This window comes from uncultured Roseibium sp., assembly GCF_947494555.1.
Lineage (GTDB): Bacteria > Pseudomonadota > Alphaproteobacteria > Rhizobiales > Stappiaceae > Roseibium.
The window spans coordinates 1-17,140 of the sequence record NZ_CANLVF010000010.1 but is presented as its reverse complement, the minus strand read 5'-3'; the positions used below and the strand labels follow the sequence as shown (position 1 = coordinate 17,140).

General features: G+C 57.5%; 14 protein-coding genes and 1 tRNA gene. 9 read left to right on the top strand and 6 right to left on the bottom strand.

Annotation, left to right across the window (positions count from 1 at the left end):
- Position 1: 1 nt before the first annotated feature.
- Together Q0915_RS30755 and Q0915_RS30750 are read right to left on the bottom strand one after the other, a co-directional pair.
- Positions 2 to 1,108, bottom strand: a complete 1,107-nt coding sequence (locus Q0915_RS30755; RefSeq protein ID WP_299484161.1) for a sugar ABC transporter permease — start codon at positions 1,106 to 1,108, stop codon at positions 2 to 4.
- Positions 1,109 to 1,173: 65 nt separating this feature from the next.
- On the bottom strand, positions 1,174 to 2,814 hold the full coding sequence (locus tag Q0915_RS30750; RefSeq protein WP_299484160.1) for an extracellular solute-binding protein: 1,641 nt from the start codon (positions 2,812 to 2,814) through the stop codon (positions 1,174 to 1,176).
- Between the two features lie 236 nt (positions 2,815 to 3,050).
- Between Q0915_RS30750 and ugpC (Q0915_RS30745) the strand changes: the two genes are divergently transcribed.
- The 3 genes from ugpC (Q0915_RS30745) to rbsK all read left to right on the top strand — a co-directional run bounded on the left by ugpC (Q0915_RS30745) (position 3,051) and on the right by rbsK (position 5,583).
- Positions 3,051 to 4,121, top strand: a complete 1,071-nt coding sequence (ugpC, locus tag Q0915_RS30745; protein WP_299484159.1) for a sn-glycerol-3-phosphate ABC transporter ATP-binding protein UgpC — start codon at positions 3,051 to 3,053, stop codon at positions 4,119 to 4,121.
- An 83-nt stretch (positions 4,122 to 4,204) separates the two neighbouring features.
- Complete coding sequence (locus Q0915_RS30740) at positions 4,205 to 4,657, top strand: RbsD/FucU family protein (RefSeq protein ID WP_299484158.1); 453 nt, start codon at positions 4,205 to 4,207, stop codon at positions 4,655 to 4,657.
- Entirely contained in the window at positions 4,654 to 5,583 is a 930-nt protein-coding gene (rbsK, locus tag Q0915_RS30735) for a ribokinase (protein ID WP_299484157.1), read from the top strand. The genes Q0915_RS30740 and rbsK overlap by 4 nt, the downstream gene beginning before the upstream one ends.
- Positions 5,584 to 5,768: 185 nt before the next feature.
- Here the strand turns inward: rbsK and Q0915_RS30730 are convergent, their stop codons facing one another.
- From Q0915_RS30730 to Q0915_RS30720, 3 genes are read right to left on the bottom strand one after another with little or no spacing between them, the layout of a single operon-like run.
- Positions 5,769 to 6,599: a DMT family transporter gene (locus tag Q0915_RS30730; RefSeq protein WP_299484156.1), complete on the bottom strand. Its 831-nt coding sequence runs from the start codon at positions 6,597 to 6,599 to the stop codon at positions 5,769 to 5,771.
- 37 nt (positions 6,600 to 6,636) lie between these two features.
- Complete coding sequence (locus Q0915_RS30725) at positions 6,637 to 8,970, bottom strand: PIG-L family deacetylase (RefSeq protein ID WP_299484155.1); 2,334 nt, start codon at positions 8,968 to 8,970, stop codon at positions 6,637 to 6,639.
- 31 nt (positions 8,971 to 9,001) lie between these two features.
- Positions 9,002 to 10,150: an ROK family transcriptional regulator gene (locus Q0915_RS30720; protein WP_299484154.1), complete on the bottom strand. Its 1,149-nt coding sequence runs from the start codon at positions 10,148 to 10,150 to the stop codon at positions 9,002 to 9,004.
- A 125-nt stretch (positions 10,151 to 10,275) separates the two neighbouring features.
- Between Q0915_RS30720 and Q0915_RS30715 the strand changes: the two genes are divergently transcribed.
- The 6 genes from Q0915_RS30715 (at position 10,276) to Q0915_RS30690 (ending at position 16,863) form a co-directional block, all read left to right on the top strand.
- Positions 10,276 to 11,529, top strand: coding sequence for an extracellular solute-binding protein (locus tag Q0915_RS30715; RefSeq protein ID WP_299484153.1), 1,254 nt, complete (start codon positions 10,276 to 10,278; stop codon positions 11,527 to 11,529).
- A 79-nt stretch (positions 11,530 to 11,608) separates the two neighbouring features.
- On the top strand, positions 11,609 to 12,511 hold the full coding sequence (locus Q0915_RS30710) for a sugar ABC transporter permease (protein ID WP_299484152.1): 903 nt from the start codon (positions 11,609 to 11,611) through the stop codon (positions 12,509 to 12,511).
- A 92-nt stretch (positions 12,512 to 12,603) separates the two neighbouring features.
- A complete protein-coding gene (locus Q0915_RS30705) occupies positions 12,604 to 13,407 on the top strand; it encodes a carbohydrate ABC transporter permease (RefSeq protein WP_299484287.1) in 804 nt (267 codons plus the stop codon).
- Positions 13,404 to 14,906 carry an argininosuccinate lyase gene (gene argH / locus Q0915_RS30700; protein ID WP_299484151.1) on the top strand — a complete coding sequence of 501 codons (1,503 nt, stop codon included), beginning with the start codon at positions 13,404 to 13,406 and terminating at the stop codon, positions 14,904 to 14,906. Before Q0915_RS30705 ends, argH begins: the two co-directional genes overlap by 4 nt.
- Positions 14,906 to 15,964, top strand: coding sequence for a sn-glycerol-3-phosphate ABC transporter ATP-binding protein UgpC (gene ugpC / locus Q0915_RS30695; protein ID WP_299484150.1), 1,059 nt, complete (start codon positions 14,906 to 14,908; stop codon positions 15,962 to 15,964). Before argH ends, ugpC (Q0915_RS30695) begins: the two co-directional genes overlap by 1 nt.
- Entirely contained in the window at positions 15,961 to 16,863 is a 903-nt protein-coding gene (locus Q0915_RS30690; protein ID WP_299484149.1) for a carbohydrate kinase family protein, read from the top strand. The genes ugpC (Q0915_RS30695) and Q0915_RS30690 overlap by 4 nt, the downstream gene beginning before the upstream one ends.
- Positions 16,864 to 17,063: 200 nt before the next feature.
- On the opposite strand, the gene Q0915_RS30685 is transcribed toward Q0915_RS30690, so the two are convergent.
- Positions 17,064 to 17,140: transfer RNA gene (locus Q0915_RS30685), tRNA-Met, on the bottom strand.

Below are 17,140 nucleotides of genomic sequence, written 5' to 3'. Positions count from 1 at the left end.
CTCAGTACCTCGGGCGCATCCAACGGTCAGCCGCCTTGATCAGAAGGGTCATGGCGATGACGATGATGACCAGATAGACAATGGCAAGAAGGGTTCCGTAGCCGACATTGGACCTGTCGCGATATTCCCGGAAAATAAAGCTCGTCACGCTGTCCGTCGCGCCACCGGGGCCTCCGGAGGTAACGTTGATGATGATATCTGCCAGCTTCAGTTTGAAGATGATCCGGATCAGGATCGCGGTAATGGAAACCGGCAGCATGAGCGGGAAGGTTACCTCCCAGAACTGGGTCCACGGACCCGCACCGTCAACGCGTGCGGCTTCGTTAAGCTCTCGCGGGATCGCCTGCAAGCCCGCCAGGATCATGATCATCATGAACGGAATATACGTCCAGGCGTCCATCAGCATGATCATCAGCTGCGCGATTTCAGGAGAAGAGAAGAACGAGGGATTATCCACCCCCAACTCCCGCAACAATCTGGCAACCGGCCCGAACCGGTTTTCCAGCATCGATTTACCGATCATCCAGGACACTGCGACCGGAGACAGCATGAGCGGCAGCAGAAAAGCCACCCGAAAGAATTTGCGCGCCCTTATTTCCGCATTGAGAAGCAGCGCGAGACCGAACGCGATAGCGTATTCCACGATGATCGCGAGGGTGTACCAGACCATGTTGCGCAGCGCGTTCCAGTAGAACGGGTCGTTCCACATCTGCCGCAGATTGTCTATGCCGTTGAACTTTCGTCCGTCAGGAGAGGCAAGGTTCCAGTCGGAAAACGCGATGACGAGCCCGAACAGAAGTGGAAAAACAACCATCGAAACGACGAACAAGGTGGCTGGCAGCACAAAAAGTGTCCGCTTGCCATGCTCACCGCGTGTGATCACCTGCGATGCGCACAGGCAAATGCCCCAGAAGATGTATGCATAGAGGGTCGGCCGCCAACTCGTGAACCCAAGTTCAAGCCAGCCATTCTGATCAGCCGCCTGCAAAACTGCGATGAGCGCTAACAGGCCCGCTGATCCCCAGACCAGGAGTTTTCCAAAACGCTTGCGCTGTTCGGAGATATCGTCGGCGGTAACAACATGCAGCCGATCGCCTTCGGAACTCATTCCTGTCTTGCCCCGCCTTCGTCAGGTTTGCGGGCAGGCACGAAGCGCCTGCCCGCAGTTTCACATCATAGTCCCAGGGATGCCTTGTAAAGCTTGATCTGGTTATCCCGGCCGATCTGGTCCGTGATCTTCTCCCAGGCAGCCGCGATTGCATCGCCGATTTCCTGAGCCGATCCGTATTGGCCGGCATATCCTTTGGCGAGTTCGTCCTCGGCCACTGAATAATACTGGAAGATGCCCGGGATGCGGGGCTCGATAGCTGCGTTCGGATGATTGTAGCTGTCGGCGTTCGAACCCAGATAGTCTTCGATATAAGCACGGTCGTAACCGGCAGCTTCCCACTCATCGAACTGGAAGTGGGAATTGCGGTACGGCTGGAACCCGGACGGATAGGCCGACATCCAAAGGCTGATATCCTTGCCGCCGAGATGTGCTGCCGCGCTCCAGGCTGCCTTGCGCTTCTTCTCGTCGCCCGAAACCCGCTTGGTCACATAGACGCCCCAGCCGAGATAGGCCATGTTCGGCGCCTCGTTGTAGGTTTCTTCCCAGGCACCCGACTTGCTGTTGTAAACGCGATCGGAACCCGGATTGATTCCGAAACCGACCACATCGCCGACAACAGAAGTGTCGGATGTGCGCGCGCTGGAACCGATATCGCCCCACCACATCAACATGGAGCCCGTTCCCGCAAGGAATTGCTGGAAGCCGGTCGTTCCCGGATCCGCGTTGATCTGGTCCGCCGGGTATGCACCGGCCTCAATCAGGTCAAGAACGTCCTGGATCGCCTGCACCCAGGCCGGGTTGTTGACGCGTGGTTTCATTGTGTCCGGATCGAACAGCCAGGCCGGGTCATCCGGATGCTTGGCATAGGCTGCAGCGCGGTTTTCAAGGAAATAGAAGCCGAAACCACCCCAGCCTTTCAGCGGATCAAGATATCCGTGAGCGGGCAGTCCGGTCAGCGGGTCTTCCTTGCCGATCAGTGCCTTGGAGGCGGCGTTGACATCCTGCCAGGTTTTTGGAACCGACGCACCGCCAATGGCTCCGTCGCCGAAGTAATCCGTCCGGTATGCGAAGGTATGGCAGTCACCGTCAATGGTGACGCGATATTTCTTTCCATCCCACGTACCGACGGGCGGCTTGAGGTAGCTTACGAGATCTTCCGCATCGATCTGCTCTTCGACCCACTCCGGCATTTCATCGAGAAGGCCTTTTCCAGCCGTGTCACCTTCGAACGGTGCGCCCATCTCGATTATGTCGAAGTCAACCGTTCCGGTTGCGATCGCCTGCTGCAGGCGCGGATTGTAGTCTGCCTGTGCCAGGTCAACCCAGTTGATCTTGGCACCGGTGTAAGCTTCCCACGGCTTCAGGAAACCCCGGAAGAGGAAGTTGTGGAGGTTCTGGTTGTTGAGGCCCATGAATGTCAGCTCAACACCTTCAAACTCGCCTTCGGCAACGCGCTCCTTCGTCGGCCCCAGGCACATCTCGCCGACTTTTTGCCAGTCTGCATCCGTTGGCGATCCTTGACCAACGCCCGGAATTTTCAGGATTTGTGCCCGAAGATCCGACTGGGCGTGGGCTGCACTGAAAGGAACAGCGGTTGTAACTGAGCTGACGGCGGCAATGGCGCCGACGCTCGCGGCCCCCTTGAGCAAACCGCGCCGGTTCAGCTGACGATGCATTATCGTGTTGTAATCGCTAACTTTCACGTCACTTCCTCCCTTAACACTTCATTATGGCCTGGCGCTTCAAAGACACCCATTCCACCGGGCATCTCTCCTCCAGAGCGGCAGGCTTTTTCCAAGCGGAGCAAACACTCGGATCGTACCGTCCCAATAAGCTGACGTCGTGTCAAGTAGCTAACATGTTAGTCGGGTCAGAGGTGGACAAATTCCTGACAATAAGCTACCCGGTGAATGGGGTAGGATCGGCTTTGAGAGGCTCAATGGCTGAAGTCGCTGTCAAGCAAGTGCGCAAGAGTTATGGTGATACCGAAGTTATTCACGGTATCGACGTCGACATCACGGATGGCGAGTTCGTGGTCCTGGTGGGACCTTCGGGGTGCGGGAAATCGACACTTCTGCGCATGATCGCCGGGCTGGAAGAAATCACATCCGGTGACATTCACATCGGGGAGCGCCGGGTCAATCATTTGCCCCCCAACCAGCGCGACATTGCGATGGTGTTTCAGTCCTACGCTCTTTATCCGCACAAAACGGTCGAGGCGAATATGGGATTTTCGCTGAAGCTGAAAAAGATGGACAAGGCGGCCATCAAAAAACGCGTGGCGGATGCCGCGGAAATCCTTGGTCTTACGCCCTATCTCGGGCGCTATCCGCGCGCACTGTCGGGAGGACAGCGCCAGCGGGTGGCAATGGGCCGCGCGATCGTGCGCGATCCGCAGGTCTTTCTGTTCGACGAACCGCTGTCGAACCTGGACGCCAAGCTTCGCGTACAGATGCGCACGGAAATCCGGGAACTTCATCAGCGTTTGCAGACAACCACCATCTACGTGACCCATGACCAGATTGAAGCGATGACGATGGCCGACAAGATCGTCGTCTTGAACGGCGGCAATGTCGAGCAGATCGGAAGCCCGCTTGATTTGTACGACAGGCCCAAAAACAGTTTTGTCGCCAGTTTCATCGGGTCGCCTTCAATGAACCTCCTTGATGGAAGAATTGAAACGTCCGATGTAGGCGGCGTTCAGATTTCCGTTAGCGGAACCTTGCTCGATTTGCCCGGATTTAGTGAACTGGAACTCGGCCGCAAGGTAAGAGTGGGTGTGCGGCCGGAGCATTTGCAATTGTCGGAGTCCGGTCTGCCGGCGACAGTAAGAGTTGTCGAACCGACAGGGCCGGAAATCCATGTCGTGTTCCAATTCGGGGCGGGTGAAATGACGGCGGTTTTCAGGGAACGGCATGCTCTGTCCACGGGGGATCAGGTCCATCTCGGGATCGACACAGACCACTTCCATCTGTTCGACGCCGATAACGGATTGCGGATCGAACCGTAAGGAATGGTCGACCCCGGACCAGACGATGGTCGAACTTGATCCGTGAAGTCGCGGAGATTGGTATCAGCAGAGAGGAGCCAGGAATGCTGAAAGGGATTGATCCGAGACTGAACGCCGATGTGCTGCACTGTCTGCGGGCCATGGGTCATGGAGACGCGATCGTCATCTCCGACACGAATTTCCCGTCAGACAGCGTTGCCAGAAACACGGTCTACGGATCCCTGTTGCGGATGGAAAATCTCAGTACCGCCGAGGCGATAGAAGCGATCCTGTCGGTGCTCCCTCTGGATACTTTTGTCGACGATTTCGCGATGCGGATGGAAATTGTCGGCGCACCGGATGAAATCCCTGATGTTCAACGCGAAGTTCAGGACAAGATCGACACGGCCGAGGGTGGTTCCCGCCCAATGCTCGGTGTCGAGCGGTTCGCATTTTATGATCTAGCGCGCCAAAGCTATGCCGTGATCCAGACGGGAGAGAGGCGTTTTTATGGATGCTTCGTGCTGCGCAAAGGCGTCATAGGACCGGACCAATGAGTTTGGACATCGTCATACTGGGCGTTTTCGTGGCGGACACCGCCTATCGGGCATCGCGGCAACCCAAAATGGGTGAGACCATTTTGGGGAAATCCTTCGCACTGGGTCCGGGTGGAAAGGGATCCAACCAGGCGGTTGCTGCCGGCATGGCCGGTGCAAGCGTTGGCATGCTGACCCGGCTCGGGAGAGACCCATTCGCGGACATGGCGCTGACGACCTGGTCGAAGGCCGGAGTGACATCGCTGGCCTCTCAGCATGCAGACAGCTACACCGGGGCGGCGTATATCTTTGTTGATGACAGCACAGGCGACAACGCCATCATTGTCTGTCCCGGTGTTGCGGCCAGTCTGGGACGTGATGATATTGATGCCCAACAGGAGGCGATCGAAAACAGCAAGGTATTCCTGACGCAATTTGAACAACCCCTCGAGACTGCAGAATATGCCTTGATGATGGCAAAACAGGCCGGGGTAACAACGATCCTGAACCCGGCACCGGCCGCTGAAATGCCGGCATCCCTGCTCGCCCTTTGCGACTATGTCACGCCAAACGAGTCCGAGACCGAAGCCATTACCGGGATGAGCGTAGAGACCGTTGAAGACGCAACGAAGGCTGCCGAAGAGCTGATCAGGCGCGGCGCAAGCGCTGCGATCGTCACACTCGGCGAAAACGGATGCCTGTTTCACGATGGCACTGAAGCAAAGCACGTTCCTGCCATGTCCGCAGGACCCGTCCTGGAGACGACGGGCGCTGGTGATGCGTTCAACGGCGGCTTCGCGGCTGGCCTGGCGCAGGGCATGTCGCCACTTGAGGCGATCCGGTTCGCGACAGCGACGGCATCCATCTCCGTGACACGGCAAGGCACTGCCCCATCAATGCCGGCCCGGACGGAAATTGAAGCGTTGTTGCACAAGCACCCCGCTTAGCCGAACCCGGCCTCAGCAACCGACTTCCGGCTTGCCTGCCGATTACAGCGCAAGTTTGATGGCATCTTGAAAACAAGAGCCCGTCCGGTTTTTGGCAGGCTTCTTTTTGGCTCCGGTGATTAACAATTTTCCTATCACCTGCTTGCGTCTTGAGGATCGGTCAGACAGATGGCGACCAAACGGCGCTAAGACATTTGTCGGCGAACGGTCCACAAGGTCGACGCCATGATCAATGCAGCCCCCGCCAGAAACTCGAATGACAGAACCTCCCCAAAGACGAAGTATCCAACGCTCGCCGAAAGGGGCAGGCTGAGATAACTGAGGACGGACAGAAATCCGGCTGATGCAAGACGGTGCGCCTTGAGAAAGCACAGTTGTGCAACTTGCGCACAGATACCGATGGCGAGCAGCGGGGCAATGTCGGCCTGATCGACCGGTGTCCAGCTCCGAAGCGCCAGCGGCAATACCAGGAGCGTCAATCCCGCCGTGTAGAAAGTCATCATGACGACAGTCGGCACATCGTTGAGAAGCCTCGTAATGATGATTGCACCCGTACCGAAAAAGGCGGCGCATAGAAGAGCCAGCAACGCCCAGGAAAAAGCCAACGATCCGGGAGAAACCGCAACGAAAACGCCGGCAAAGGCGATCGCCGCAGCAATCCAGCGGCGCGGTCCGATCATTTCCCGCAAGATCACAACGGCCATCACCATGGTCAGGATCGGCCGCGTGAAATTCACGACAGTGATCAAGGCCAGCGGCAAGCGCGCGATTGCATAGAACCCTGCGGTCAACGCGATGGTCGAAGCTCCGACGCGCATAAGATGAAGCGGTAGCCGATCGACACGGCGGAAACTTTTCGCAGACACAAGGATCCAGGGAAGCATCACGACCAGTCCGGTCAATGCCCGAAAAAAGACGAGCTGGCCGGACGAATATTCAAGACCCAGATGTTTCACGATGCTCTGGGCGCACAGGATCAGGCCCATGTCGGAGAGCAGCCAAGCGCCGCCTGACATCGTGTTTTTCGCCGTGGCCGAAGTTTCTTCCACCTGATCAGGAACGCGGTGTGACCAGGTTGACCATGAGCCGGAAAGCTCCCGGCACAAGCTTTTCCATCTGGTGATGCAGGATCAGCGCGCAGTGGAGGTGGCGGCCCTCACCGAAATCGCCGGTGAGCAAGGCCCCCTGATGAGGTGCTTCGTCCGGGTCCGCCATCTCAAGCAGCGGACGGTAGGCCGGGTCCCAGCTCTTGGCGAAATAAAGTCCACGCTCCTTGTGCCAACCTTCCCAGTCATCAGGCCCGATCATGTTCGGCACGGTCAAAACGGGGTGATTGTCTTCAAGATACGAAACGATAGCGTTTTCGTCGGTCACCCGCCAGCGTAACGAAGGCTGTCCGATTTCCAGTCTCGCCGGCGGCACGGTTTCCGGATCCCAGTTGTCCCAGGGACGATGGTAAAGCGTCAGAAGCGTCCCGCCTCGCTGGACCCAACGATGAAGCGCAGGCATTGCCTCTTTCAGCCCCTCCTGAAATCGTATGGCAAAGATGCCGATAACGATCGTTTGGAGACGCTCCAGCACCGTATCGTTGGTCAGGTCTTCGGGAGAAAGCGTCGTAACGGAAAAGCCGAGCGCGTCGAGCCAGTGATCCACGCGGTCGTTCCCCGCTCCGATATAGCCGATGTTCCCGACGGTCGGCCCGGCCTCAACAGCCAGCACTGCCACCTCGGCCGGTGCACTCAGATGCCGCGGAGCAGTATGCGGATAGGAAACAGTCTGCACCGAGCGCGCCTCCCGGCCGTTCACGCGAACGCCGATCTTGTAGAGGCCTTCTGAAACATCACGCGGAAGCGATACGACGAACCCGTCCTCTGTCTGCGAGACTTCCCATCCTTCCGGAACATGCAGCGAAGGAACGCCGCCCTCCGGCTGGACAGCGGAAATGCCGAGATGCAAGCTGCGCCGGCTGCTGCTGAGGTTGACAACCGCCGTTGCGGGAGACAAATCGGCGCAAACCGCCGGACGGATCTGCGGAGGCACCTCGAAAGGAATGTGTGACGTGCTCGTCACACCATTCACGGTTACATCAACCGACAGAAAAGGCGCTTCGGGTTCATCTGGCAAGTACCGGTCGGGATATGGATTGCTCGGCACAGCCGCGCTTGTCTTCAGACCGTCGGGCGTCTTCTCCCAGCCCTCGGGAAGAACAGGATCAACACCAGCGCTGTCGGCAAGACCCTTGTGAAGTTCAACCGTCATGCCGACCGTATCATCGGGCTGCAAAATATCACGGTCCAGCCACGCACGGCAGTCGATCCTGGCTGCAATCCGGATCAGGTTTGCAAGCTGCGTTTCTTTGCGCGCAACCTTGTGCGCAAAGCGCGGGTCTACCGTTTCGGCGCCTTCCCGGACAAGCTTCAAGGCAGCGGTCGCGTGCTTGAGTAGGCTGGCACCATCACCAAACGCCTCGACAGCCGCGGCGATCTCCTGGTCGGCCGCCCTCAAATCATCGCCTCCCCCAAGATCTGCAAGCGATCCCGGAAGTCCGGAAATCAAGGACGTTTCGGCGCTGCCAACGTTTGCCAGTTTGAGGTGGAGCGGCCAGTCTGCTTCCGTTCCGTGCGAGACCCAACGCCCCATGGCCTGCGTCAGGTGGCAGGCACGGCTCCATTGACCGAGTCGTTGAAAGGATTGCCCCGTCGCCGGATCAAAGCCTTTTCCGGAGATTGTAATCGTTGCGGGAGGCGGCGGAAGATCATCGTCATAAGCCTGACCCGCGCCGGACCACGCCGGAAGATAGAACTTGGACACCGACCAGACAGGAAGAGCGCTCTCAACATAAGCAGGATCGGCAGCCAGCCCGATTGCCTCTTCCGCAGCCTCGGTCATGGCGCGGTGATGTCCGTGCTGACCGGGAACGTCCAGAAAGGTCGTGCAGACAATGTCCGGCCGTTCGCTGCGCAATATGTCGACAAACCTTTTGAGCGTGCGTGCGCGCCCCCATTTTTTCAGCGTTTCCTGACCAGACTTGGAAAAACCGAAGTCAAAGACACTGTCCTGCGGGCTCTCCGAAAGCCAGTAAAGGCGCATCCCGAGCCTCAGAGCCGCCTGCTCCATTTCTGCGGTTCTCAGGACACCAAGAGCCTGGGTCGCCTCCCGGCCAATGTCGTTTTGACCGCCTTCTCCGCGTGTGGAGCAGGCGTAGGAAACGTCCAGACCATCACCGAGGCTGAGCTTTGCCAGCAGGTCCGAGATCTCGTCATCCGGATGGGCCCCGGTGTTCATGAAGGAAGCTGTCGAGCGCAGCGGAGCAAGTGCCCGCCACAATTCGACAAGGAAGGGTCGTCCGGCTTCGCGCGCAATGCGTTGTGGGGCAGTCAGGGGCATGTCATCAGATCCGAAGACGTCAGGAAACAGGTTAGGGCGTGAGCGCCCGGTGCAAAATCAACGAAGCAGCTCCGACGGTGGCTGCAAGCCGGCCGCATGTGCCGCGTTGCAGCCTGGGAAGCGGGTTATCCTCCCGGCTGGAAACCGAAGCCGCGGGAAGCAGGCAGCGATCAACCAGATCGTCGACCAATTGAGGCGGCATGGCTCCACCCAGGATGATCGTTTGAGGATCCAGCAGATTTTCAAGGATCGGCACGGCTTGTCCCAACGCAGCGGCCGCACTCTCAAGCCAGCGGGTCATTTTGGGATCACCCTCATCGAAAAGAGCGGCAAGCTCTTCCAGGCCAAGAGCCTTCTTGCCACCAATGCAGGACTGAAGCGAGTCGCGGCTGAGCAGGCTTTCCAGCGGCACGAGATCTCCGCCGCCGGCAACCGGGATCTGGCCCACCTCGCCTGCATTTCCAAACGCGCCGGTCACCAGACGTCCGTCATTGACGATGCCGAGACCGACGCCTCTGCCGAAATAGATGTAAGCGAAGGAACGTGTGCCTTGAGCAACGCCGTTCAAGCTTTCAGAAAGAGCCGCGGCATTGGCGTCATTGGAGAGTTCCACCGGTGCACCAAGCACGCTCTCGAAAAGTGCGCGGGCATCCGTGACTTCCCAGCCCTTCAGATCGGTGCTCCTGCCGGACAAACCGGTTTTACCGAACGGACCTGGCATGACAATTCCGGTCCCCAGAAGTCTTTTTTCAGGAACCGAGGCTGCTTTGAGCAGCGACTTGCGCAAATCGAGCACCGTCTTAGCCACGGTATCCGGCATGGTGTTCGGCAGTTTCGTCCGTTCTGTCTTGACAGGCGTGCCAAAAAGATCGAGCAGCGCGGTGAATACGGCGTCCGGGCGGATCTCCACACCAAAAGCAAAACCGCCCTTCGGATTGAGACCATATTGGACCGCTGGAAGACCTCGCCCGAGCGTACGTGCGCCCTTTTCCAGGATCCAGCCTTCTTCCAGAAGGTCGGCGATGATGTTGGACACAGCCTGTGTGCTCAGCCCCAAAGACCGTCCGATTTCCGCGCGCCCCATTGTGCCTGCGGAGCGGATATGCCCCAGCACGGCCTGCCGGTTCCGGTTGCGGCTGCGCAGAGGATTAGACCCCGTGAATTGTGAGCTGATATTCATGGTCGCCAGTATTAACTCAAGAAAATTGACAATTCAATTTATTTGACTTAATCGTCATGAGTTCAGACGGCAAAAGACCGTTTCTCCAGAGCGAAGCACTCATCCGCCCAAACGGGAGCAGCAAAATGTTCAAACTTCTAAGGCGCACGGCGCTCGGCGGCATGACCGCGCTTGCGTCCCTGATAGGCAGCTCAGCGATGGCTGTCGAAATCGAGTATTGGCAGTATTTTTTCGACGCGCGCGTCGATGCCATGGAACAACTGATCGAGAAGTTCGAGGCAGCTAACCCGGACATTACGGTCAAGATGACCCACTTCCCCTACGCCGACTACCGCACGAAAGTGGCTGCGGCGATACCGGCTGGCGAAGGCCCTGACGTGGTCCAACTGTTCTACGGCTGGCTGAACGACTATATCGAAGCCGATCTCATTCAACCTTTGCCAACAGACGTCTTCGACCCGGCCCGCATCGACGAAGAATTTTTCCCGATGGTCCAGGCCATGAAGCGCGACGATGCCTATTATGCGCTGCCGACCGCCGTGCGCTCGCTCGCGCTCTTTTACAACACCCGCCTGTTTGATGAGGCCGGCATCGAGGCTCCGCCGGCAACACTCGACGAACTTGTCGAAACAGCCAAGAAACTCACCAAGTTGGATGGCGCCGGAAACATCACGCAGGTCGGTATCACCACCGGCATGACGGCCCAGGATCACCATTGGTGGCGCGAAGTGCTTGTCCGGCAGTTCGGCGGCGAGCCCTACAATGATGACTACAAGACAGTCAATTACACCGATGACGCCGGTCTCGCGGCCCTAAATTTCTATGTTGGCCTGGAAAAGGATCACAAAGTCACGAAATCCGGCTTCATGGACGAGCCGCAGGCAGCCTTCAAAGGCAACCGGGCCGGGATGCACATCGACGGGTCATTCCGCATCGGCTCGCTGAACAAGGTCCGGGGGCTCAAATGGGCTGTGGCGGAGCTGCCGGCAGGCCCGGACGGAACGAAGTCCAACTATTCGTCCTACTGGGTGAATGGCATCACCACCAAGGCGACCGGTGAAAAATACGACGCTGCGTTGAAGTTCCTGGACTATCTGACATCCGACGAAGCGATGCAGGTCTGGCTGGATGTTGTCGGCGAATTACCCGCCAAACCGTCTGTCGGCATGATCGACGCGAACTCGACGCACGAAACCTATGGCCCGTTCATCAAAGGGCTGGCCTATGCCAATACCACCAAATTCGCCAATGAATCCGCGCAGCGGCAGGCAATGGTGGATATGGTCGGCCGCATCGACATCGAAGGACAGGACCCGGCCGAAAGCCTGGCTGCAGCTGCCTCCGAAGAACAGAAAATCCTCGACGACTATTACAAGTAACGCAGGCCTTGTTGGCTTAGCCCGAAGGCCGGCCCGACCTGGCCGGCCTCCGGAACCCAGATCGAAATTGCGGTCCTGAATGCCCGGTTACAAAAATCTTTCGATACGCCAAAAACAGATTGTCTGGGCCTGGGCCTTCCTGGCCGTACCGGTCGTCTTTTATGTCGTCATCCGGTTCTATCCCACAGGATCCGCCTTTGTGACCTCGTTTCAGGAATGGAACCTGCTTGGCACGCGCGCATGGACCGGGCTCGAAAACTACGAAAAACTCTGGAACGACCCTGTTTTCTGGAAGGTCTTCCGGAACACATTCGCTTATCTGATCATCGGGACGCCCTTTTCGCTGGTGATCAGTTTCGTGATTGCCTACCACCTCGACAAGACGCGTTTCATGCACGGCTTTCTGCGCATGCTCTATTTTCTGCCATTCATGACATCCGCCGTTGCGATGGCATGGATCTGGCGGTGGTTCTACCAACCGGTGCCTGTCGGGCTCTTCAACAATTTCCTTGCGTCCTTGGGGATTCCTCAGATCGAATTTCTGAACTCGACGACCAATGCGTTGCCGTCGATTCTGGCTCCGGCCGTCTGGGCCGGGCTCGGCTTTCAGGTGATCATTTTCATGGCCGGGCTCCGCGCCATTCCCGTCACTTATTATGAGGCTGCAAAAATCGATGGCGTTGGATGGTGGACGGTTTTAACTCGCATCACGCTGCCGCTTCTCAAACCGACCATCGTTTTCATCGTGGTGTTTTCGTCCATCGGCTTCCTGCGGATCTTTGATCATGTCTTCAACATGACGACCAACAATCCGGGCGGACCGCTGAATTCCACCAAACCGTTGGTTCTGATGATCTACGAGACAGCTTTCAGCGATTTCGACATGGGCTATGCCGCGGCGCAGACGGTCGTTCTGTTCACGATCCTGCTCGTCGTCAGCCTGTTACAGCTGTGGCTCCTTAGGGGAGATGCCACGAAATGAGCATCGTTTCCGAAAGGGTCGGTAACCCGGCGACCCCGCCCAAAGCAACGTCCGACACCGTGTTTGCAGGTCGCGCACCCAAGCAGGCCAATATGGGGCAGATCCTTCGATGGCTCATTCTGTTTCTGGGCGGACTGCTGATGGTCGCCCCCATCGCCTACATGATTTCAACGTCCCTCAAATGGCCCCACGAAATCTACAATGTGAAACTGATCCCGGACGAACCGCACCTGGAAAACTACACCTATGTGCTGGAAGACGGACGGTTTTACCTGTGGTTCCTGAATTCGATCATCATCGCGCTGATCACAACAGTCTGTAACCTGTTCTTCGACAGCCTTGTGGGCTACACGCTGTGCAAGTTTCGCTTTCCCGGCAGATACATTGTCTTCATTGCGATCCTGTCGACGCTGATGATCCCGACAGAGATGCTGGTCATCCCGTGGTACATGATGAGCCAGGCTTTCGGCTGGCTGGACAGCTATTGGGGAATCATGTTTCCGGGACTCATGACCGCCTTCGGCACCTTTTTAATGAAACAGTTCTTTGAAAGCGTTCCGGACGACTTTCTGGAGGCGGCCCGCATCGATGGTCTGAACGAGTTTCAGATCTGGTGGAAAGTGGCCATGCCGCTGGTCAAACCGGCGCTGGCCGCACTTGCCATCTTTGTCTTTCTCGGCAACTGGACCGCATTTTTGTGGCCGCTCATCGTCACCAATTCGGTCGAAATGTATACAGTCCCGGTCGGCCTTTCGAGTTTCGGCGATGAAGTCGACGTTGCCTGGGAACTGATTGCAACGGGTGCTGCAATCTCGACCCTGCCGACACTGATCGTCTTTCTGATTTTCCAGCGCTTCATCATCCGGGGCGTTGTCATGGCGGGGTTGAAGGGATGAGTGGATTTTCCGACGATACCTCCAGGTTTCCCGATCCTGTTTACAAGGAAACGGTTCTTTCCCAGCTGTTCGAAGGTGTGAAGGCGCATTATGCCGGGCACATGGCGGCCATAAACGCGGCGCATCTGATCATGCTCTCGGAGACCGGCATTCTGACGGCAGAAGATGCGTGCAAACTGGCTCAGGCCCTCAGTCAGATCGATCTAGAAACCGATGTCGCTAGCCTGACCTATACCGGCGAGTACGAGGACTATTTCTTCTTTGTCGAGGCTGAGTTGAGGCGGAGGCTTGGCGACCTCGGTGGCATGCTTCATACCGCCCGTTCCCGCAACGACATGGATCACACCCTTTTCAAGCTCGCGCTGCGCGCCAGAACGGATGTATTGTGGCAGGAGGCGATGGCGCTCGCCCATGCTGTTCTGGAAAAGGCGGAGGCAGAAAAGGAAACGTTTGTAGTCGCCTACACGCATGGCCAACCGGCGCAACCGACGACATTCGGTCACTATCTTTGCGCCGCGCTTGAAGTCCTGCTGCGCGATCTTAACCGGCTGAACATGGCGGCCGAAGACCTGGAACATTGCCCGATGGGGGCTGCCGCCATCACGACGACAGGATTTCCGATAGACCGTGCAAGGGTCTCGGATCTGCTCGGTTTTCAGGAACCTTTGCTCAATTCCTATGGTTGTATAGCCTCGGTCGATTACATCACCGGGCTCTATTCCGCGATCAAATTGATATTCGTCCACCTGGGACGCCTGATACAGGATCTCGCGTTCTGGTCATCCTTTGAAGTCGGACAGCTCTATGTGCCGAACGCGTTTGTCCAGATTTCCTCGATCATGCCCCAGAAACGCAACCCGGTTCCGATCGAGCACATGCGCCACCTTTCCGCCGTAACGGTGGGCCGGTGCGACACGCTGGTCGATACGATGCGCAACACGCCCTTTACCGACATGAACGACAGCGAGGGTGAAGTTCAGCAGGCAGGTTATGCTGTATTTGACAGTGCCGGACGGGTCCTCAAATTGATGACGGCCTTTCTTCCAGCCTGCCGTATCAATGCCAAGCGCGTGCAACACAACGCGGATGCGGCCTGTGTAACCATCACCGAACTGGCGGATACGCTTGTCCGGACGGAAGGATTGACGTTTCGCCAGGCACATGAAATTGCGGCCGCAACGGCCAGGGCTGTTTTGTCGGACGGAACCGTCCTTGCAGATGGCTATGGCCCTTTCCAGGATGCCTTCTCCAGCATCGCAATGCGCTCGCCGGGGATGTCGAAAGACGCCTTCAAGCGGGCAGTTTCTCTCGAGACCTTTGTCGCCAACCGGGATCGCCCTGGCGGCCCGGCACCGGGTGCACTTGAAGACGCGCTTGCGATCTACCGTGAGCAACTCTCGGGTCTGGCGGCCTGCCATCGCCAACGCACCGACCGGCACACACGCGCCGCCGTCACCCTGGAGAACACCTTTGGTGCCTTGTTGGAGCTTGAAAGCTAATGGCCAACCTCTCCTTGAAGAAACTCACCAAGGCTTACGGAAAAACCGAGGTGTTGCACGGCATCGATCTCGATATCGCCGATGGAGAGTTCGTCGTGTTCGTTGGCCCCTCCGGCTGCGGAAAATCAACCAGCCTCAGAATGATCGCAGGCCTTGAGGAGATCACATCCGGCGAGGTCTGGATTGGCGACAGGATGGTCAACAACATGGAACCCAAGGATCGCGATATTGCGATGGTGTTCCAGAATTATGCGATCTATCCGCACATGACCGTGCGCAGGAACATTGCCTTTGGACTTTGGACCTCTTCCATGAGCAAGGCGGACAAGAACAAGCGCATTGAAGAGGTCGCCCGCATCCTCGACATGAGTGATCTTCTGGATCGCAAACCCTCCCAACTCTCAGGCGGGCAAAGGCAACGCGTTGCGATCGGGCGCGCCATGGTGCGGCACCCGGCCGTCTTTTTGTTCGATGAACCACTGTCCAACCTCGACGCGCAATTGCGAACCCAGATGCGTCTTGAGATCAAGAAACTGCATCAGCGTGTGGGCAACACCATTATCTTTGTGACACATGATCAGGTCGAGGCAATGACGCTGGCAGACCGGATAGTGATCATGAAGGACGGGCACATTCAGCAGGTGGGCACGCCGCAGGAGGTTTTCTACAAACCCGCCAACACATTTGTCGCCAAATTCATTGGCGCACCATCGATGAACCTGCTTCAGGCAACCTCCGACGATCAGGGGGTCAGGCTCCTGAACGGACAGAAAATCATGACCGGTCCACGGCCCGGAACGGATCGAAATATCCTGCTTGGTGTCAGACCGGACGACTTGTCATTTGACGGCGGCGTGCCACTGGTTTCAGGCAAGATTTCCGTTTGCGAACCACTCGGATCGGAGATGCTGATTTATGTGAACAGTTCAGAAGGAGAAATCGTCGCCAAGGTTTCCAGCCAGAGCGATGCGCAGGTTGGCGACGAAGTCCGCCTCGGGGCATCCGTCGATGCACTGCATCTCTTTGACGGTCAAAGCGGAGCGGCGCTGGATCGATGATGCTGGAAACCCAGGGACCGAAGATTGTCTGTATCGGCAGGATCTATTGCGATCTTGTCTTTTCCGGTGTTCCCCGGATGCCGACGCTCGGATCAGAGGTTTTCGCAGACAACGTGTCCCTGCACGCAGGTGGCGGCGCTTTCAACTCTGCCGTCACGTTTTGCGCGCTTGGCTGGAACACCGCGTTGTCCGGCGTGCTTCCAGCTACACCGTTTGACGCGCAAATCCTGACCGAAGCACAGGCGGTTGGACTGGATGTGTCTCTCTGCCAGCAAGCACCTCCCGGCACCTCCCCTCAAGTCACAGTCGCAATGGCTATCGAAGGCGACCGATCGTTCTTGTCCAACAAATCAGGTAACGCGGCGCCCGCACTGGATATAACGCATCCCGCGTGCCGAACTGTCCGGCATATGCATATCGGGGAAATCCGGACCTTGTATGAAATGCCTACGCTCCTGAAACAGGCAAGGACAGCGGGCTGGACCATCTCTTTGGATTGCGGGTGGGATGATGAATTGATGCAGCAGGGAGCTGTATTGAACAATCTCGTCTCTCAGGTTGATGTCTTTCTTCCAAACGAGATCGAGTTTGAAACCCTGAAAGCCAGCGGCCTGAAGAGCGACGCGGCCCCATTGACGGTTCTCAAACAGGGCGCCAAGGGCGCAACCGCCCTTTCAGACGGTCAGAAACTGCAGTGCCCGGCAATACCAGTTCACGTTATCGATGCGACCGGTGCCGGCGATGCCTTTAACGGCGGATTCCTGGCCTGCTGGTTGACCGGGGAGCCACTAGGCGCCTGTCTTGAAAACGGCAACCAGTGCGGAGCAAAAACCGTCGGGCACATTGGCGGCACACTGGGACTGCTATCACGTGCACAGAGGCTTAAGGCGTCTGTCTAGTCATCGCAGATAGTCAATTTCAGACAAAAAAGCCGCCCGGGAGGGGCGGCTTGTGTTTGGTGGTTGCGGGAGCAGGATTTGGCTTTTCTGCCCTTCTGCGTCGGGCTTTGGCCCTCCTTGATGGGGCCCGGGAGGTTCTCGCCTGTATCCACTGTCCAGATACGCCAAAGGCCGCCCTGTCGGACGGCCTTTGGCGTATCTGGTTGCGGGAGCAGGATTTGAACCTGCGACCTTCAGGTTATGAGCCTGACGAGCTACCGGACTGCTCCATCCCGCG